The 4,457-nt window shown below is 60.7% G+C and carries 4 protein-coding genes and 3 pseudogenes; 4 read left to right on the plus strand and 3 right to left on the minus strand.

From position 1 onward, the window contains the following. Nucleotides 1-793 precede the first annotated feature (793 nt). Nucleotides 794-1,258 carry an Hsp20/alpha crystallin family protein gene (locus tag ACWDSI_RS20315; protein WP_449757668.1) on the minus strand — a complete coding sequence of 155 codons (465 nt, stop codon included), beginning with the start codon at nucleotides 1,256-1,258 and terminating at the stop codon, nucleotides 794-796. 684 nt (nucleotides 1,259-1,942) lie between these two features. Between ACWDSI_RS20315 and ACWDSI_RS20320 the strand changes: the two genes are divergently transcribed. Beyond that, the gene (locus ACWDSI_RS20320; RefSeq protein WP_449757669.1) at nucleotides 1,943-2,245 is read left to right on the plus strand and encodes a hypothetical protein; all 303 of its coding nucleotides are present in this window, start codon (nucleotides 1,943-1,945) and stop codon (nucleotides 2,243-2,245) included. Between the two features lie 117 nt (nucleotides 2,246-2,362). On the opposite strand, the pseudogene ACWDSI_RS20325 reads toward ACWDSI_RS20320, so the two are convergent. Both ACWDSI_RS20325 and ACWDSI_RS20330 read right to left on the minus strand, forming a co-directional pair. Further along, nucleotides 2,363-2,461, minus strand: a pseudogene (locus tag ACWDSI_RS20325) (SDR family oxidoreductase); the annotation flags it as partial. A gap of 324 nt (nucleotides 2,462-2,785) precedes the next feature. Further along, complete coding sequence (locus ACWDSI_RS20330; protein ID WP_449757671.1) at nucleotides 2,786-3,076, minus strand: transposase; 291 nt, start codon at nucleotides 3,074-3,076, stop codon at nucleotides 2,786-2,788. Nucleotides 3,077-3,189: 113 nt separating this feature from the next. Between ACWDSI_RS20330 and ACWDSI_RS20335 the strand changes: the two are divergent. The 3 genes and pseudogenes from ACWDSI_RS20335 to ACWDSI_RS20345 all read left to right on the plus strand — a co-directional run. Then, nucleotides 3,190-3,375: pseudogene (locus tag ACWDSI_RS20335) on the plus strand (transposase); the annotation flags it as partial. A gap of 21 nt (nucleotides 3,376-3,396) precedes the next feature. Beyond that, nucleotides 3,397-3,629: pseudogene (locus ACWDSI_RS20340) on the plus strand (IS3 family transposase); the annotation flags it as partial. A gap of 466 nt (nucleotides 3,630-4,095) precedes the next feature. After that, nucleotides 4,096-4,365 (plus strand): transposase, encoded by a 270-nt coding sequence (locus ACWDSI_RS20345; RefSeq protein ID WP_449757670.1) that lies wholly within the window; start codon nucleotides 4,096-4,098, stop codon nucleotides 4,363-4,365. The last annotated feature ends 92 nt before the right edge of the window (nucleotides 4,366-4,457 follow it).

A 4,457-nucleotide genomic window follows, 5' to 3' on the forward strand; every position in this document is an offset into this window, starting at 1 on the left:
GAACGACCGCAAACACCCCTTCGTGTGGACGAAACCGGTCGAGGAGATTCTCAAGAAAGCTCAACCGAAAACCAACTAACGAAACGCGACACTAGAACTGCCTGGACCGGTTATCGGGGACCTGCCAATGTCACCTATTCGTGCAGCAGACCCGACCGATGACGACCGAGTTGCCCTGGGGGCCACGATTACTCGGCCACCAGAGCAACTCGGAGAGAGATTACCGCGTGTGCTGTCGAGAACTCCCCTACCAACCGGGGGTGCGCGTTGCCACACTCCTAGTTCTGTCGAATAGTTCGCCCCATTCACACACCATCCCGATCTGTGCGTGTTGTTGGTGGTGGGCTGGGGTGAGTGGTGCGCGGCATCGCATTGTGTGCGAGGTGTTGCTCTTCGACTGCCACCGCCATCAGCGACTTGGGGGCTGGCTACTGTCGATTCACGGCGCCCGGTCAGCCACTGTTCAACCTCGCTGATCAGAACAATGACCCTGCCACGCACCCACTCCTCAGCAGAGGCGCTCGCTGGAGATGTTATGGCGGCGAGGGAACCTCGCCGCCAGTTCCGAACCCCCGGCTGTGACGATGCGTGCGTGGATAGTCGTCCCAGTCAGTAGAGAGGTCCACAGCGATCTGTTGATCGATCCAGTCAGCATCGGTGACCAACGGTCGATCTGATTCCCGGAGCGTAGTAGCGGTCATGACTTGACCCTCCTCACGGCCACGAAATCGGCGACGGTGACATGGGGGCCGAGGCTTCCTCGATCGATCCTCGACCCCACCGACCAGGGATGTCAGTATGCTTCACTCGGAATAGCTTGGGGCCCACCGGTAATAGCCTGGGGCCCGCCGGTAGCCTCCACCGTGATCTTGCGCGGTTTAGCCTTTTCTGCCACCGGGATCGTCACACTCAGGACACCATTGTCGTAGGTGGCGGCAATACCGGCCACATCGATGCCCTCTCCGAGAGACAACTGCCGCCGATAGGTGCCGGAAAACCGTTCACTGGTCAACCATTGCACCCCCTCATCAGTGGGCACACTGCGTTGCGCCGACAACGTCAACACACCATTATCGACAGCCACATCTATCGAACCAGGATCTGCGCCAGGAAGATCAGCGACCAACATGTAATGATCGTCGACCTTGTACAGATCCAACGGCATGAATCGTGGCGTGCGCGCTGTACCGGCAACAGCACCGGTCATCAATCCACGAGCCAGAGCATCCACATCGTTGAACGGATCAAAACGAAGCACAGCTACTCACCTCCTGAACATCAGGCTGCCCGCCACCCGTTGACGAGCAGCTCACGCTGTACGTCACCAAAATAGCACCACAATCCTCCGTGCGCTAGCACTCAGCTACATCGAGTGCTAAAACATGGGCGCCTGCTTCTGATGGCCGAGTCAAGTGTCAAATACCAAGGAGGGCAGCATGACTGGACACGAAGACCCGACTCTTGACATGGTGGCCACCTGGCCAGAACTGTCGCCATTGCATCACTGGTGGGCTACCGTGATGGCCACCAACGACCACGTCCAGTTGGAGCGATCACGTCCAGTCAGGCAGAGATCACCGACACCACGCCCACGATCTGCGGCACGGAGCGATTCGATGAGGCCAGCCCTGGCTACCGTTTCCCCACACCGAACACATCGGTTCGCGCTACCGCGGCATCGCCTACCGCCGACGAAGTCGCGCCGCGAAGTGCACCCGCCGTACACCCCGCCGTGGGAGAAGCAGCAGCGGTGGGACCCCCTGGATGCGCTCCTTGCGGCAATTCTGGCGACCATCGGATTCGCCGTCACCGTTCTTCTTATTCTCCCCTAGCTCGGTCGGGTACCGCACTCGTGGTAAACATCCCGTCCGGGGAGCACGCGGGTGCGGTCGCGGAGAACCCTATCCGCCCGGCGCCGACGAGTTCATCCGCGCCGGGGTGGGTGCCGACCGCCGCCACCGTAGCCGTAGCCATAGCCGTAGCGATCGTCGCCGACGCCCTGTTCGCAATCGAATCCAACTCGGCACGTGAGGTTCCGGTGGGTCTCGATACCCTCGTCATCGGAATCGTCAGCGGGGTCAGCGTGCTGATCGGACTCCTCGACGACGACCTGCACATCGATACCGCGGGTGTCGGCTTCCTGCTTGCGTCGCCTGGCCCGAACTTCTGCTCGGTCGGCCCTGTCGTAGCCAGTCCGGATGTGCACGCCCCAGGGGCTGACTGTTTGGCTTCGCTGACCGCCTGATTTCACAGCGCCCCAATGCGATTTAATGCCCGGTGCGGCGTGTCGCCGTTCTGACGCGCGACCAGCAGTCCGGTCGAGTCGTTGATGTAATCGGTGTCGATCCATAATCGTCATCGGGGTATCAATCATCCCTGGGCATATACAGTTGGTGCGCGCTCCCTCAGCCGCCCACTGCGTTGCATATGACCGCGAGATCGCCACCACTCCCCCTTTGGACGCGGTGTAGGCTCACCGCCCCGCCCCATTCCGACGGCTCCGACGATTCCGCGCAAAAGGTTGGCCTACGATCCTGTTGGGGTCACCCCATTGACAGTGGCGAACGCGGCACTGGACTCGATGGGTATCGACCCTCGTCCAGCCGGGGTACCGCTGGGCGTAAGAACGTGACGAATGCTCAGCGCCGCTGCTTTCGCTCGTCGAGGATTTTCTGGCGCGATCGCTGATATGCCAGCCAGTGGTCTTGCTGGCGTTGGCGCGCACCGGTTTCGAGGGAACCGCGAGCACGGGCGACACCAGAGGCCGACCTAGTGCCCCGTGTCGTTAGTTAGTTTTCGGTTGAGTTTTCTTCAGAATATCTTCGGTTGTCTTTGTCCACACGAAGGGGTGTTTGCGGTCGTTCCAGCCTGTGATGAATGCTCGTATTCTTGCGTTGAGGTCCTTCACTGAGGTGAACACGCCACGCCGGATCGCTTGCCGGTCGACGATGCCGAACCAGACCTCGACGAGGTTGAGCCAGGACCCGGAAGTCGGGGGGAAGTGGACGTGGATGTTGGGGTGCGTGGCGAGCCACTCGGTGACTTCTGCCTTCTTATGGGTGGCGTAGTTGTCCATCACCAGGTGTAGTTCCTGGTCGTCATAGGTGCGGTCGATCTGGCGTAGGAAGGGACTGCTGCATCGATAGGTGACATCTGATCTGGCTTGCCCGAGGGGGTGGGCCTGGAAGGATGGCTATCGTGCCCAAGCCGTATCCGAAAGAGTTCCGTGATGACGTGGTCCGGGTTGCCCGCGAGCGCGAGTCGGGTGTGACGATCGAGCAGATCGCGAAGGATTTCGGGGTGCACCCGATGACCTTGCAGAAGTGGATGCGCCGCGCCGACGTCGACGACGGTAACAAGCCCGGCATGACGAGCGGGCAGTCCGCGGAGCTGCGGGAGGCGAACAAGCGAATCCGGTTGTTGGAGCAGGAGAATGAGGTGCTGCGGCGGGCGGCTGCGTATCTGTCGCAGGCGAATCTGCCGGGAAAAGGTTCTACCCGCTCGTGAAGGAGCTCGCCGTCGACGGGATTCCCGTGGCGGTGTCGTGCCGGGTCCTCAAGCTCTCCCGCCAGCCCTACTACCGCTGGCTCACAGAGCCAGTCACTACCGCAGCAGCGGACGACCCGCATCGCCGTCGGAGTTGGAACCTTCGTTGGTGTTGACTACGTTGAGCACGAGGCGTGCCTTTCCGCCAGCGCTGCAACGCTGACTTGATCAAGTACCCTGAAGTTTTGACACCTGTGACACAATACGTTGTGCAGCAACATGTTTTGGATGTGCACTCGCAGCGATATTTACCTACGCTATGGCCAACGTGGCCAAGCGCCTGATACTCGAGGCCGAATGACGAATGGCTTGTAGCCCGCACGCGAGGTAATCCACCCCGCAAATCGGCTGTGCGACTGAGTGATTGGACCCTGCTCGCCGTGTCGGCGGAACCGATTAAGCTGTGTGGTCCGGCAGCCGCCTAACACCCGCTGGACTCAAACACCTTGACAAGTTCCGAACCACGTCGTGCGCAAACACGCGTTCTACTGGCACTACGACACACCAGCCGAACTGGAGTTGCTCAACCAATTGTGGGAGGTGGTGTCTGTGCGTCTGAACTTCTTCACCCCGACGAAGAAACCGGTCGGGTACACCACTACCGCCGCGGGCCGCAAGACACGTACCTACGATGCACCGAAAACACCGTGGCAACGCGTCCAGGAATCCGGAATCCTTGACACAGAACAGCTTTCACAGAAATCGGCACGCGTGCACGGGGTCAACCCGGCCGATCTGACCCGCCAGATCACCGCAATCCAGATGGACCTGCTCGATCTGGCGAAAGCCAAAACCGAGGCCCTCGCCGCCGCCCGCTGAATCGCCCCGGGTTTGCTGGAGGCTCGGTTAGTTGGTTCCAGCGTTTGCGGGGACCGGGTTCTCACGGTAGCTGGTGACGGTGTGGGTCGACC

The sequence above is a fragment of the Gordonia sp. NPDC003429 genome, assembly GCF_053588575.1.

Coding starts and splice junctions, on each gene's coding strand:
- ACWDSI_RS20330 (WP_449757671.1), bottom strand. CDS start 3,076: ATGGACAACTACGCCACCCATAAGAAGGCAGAAGTCACCGAGTGGCTC.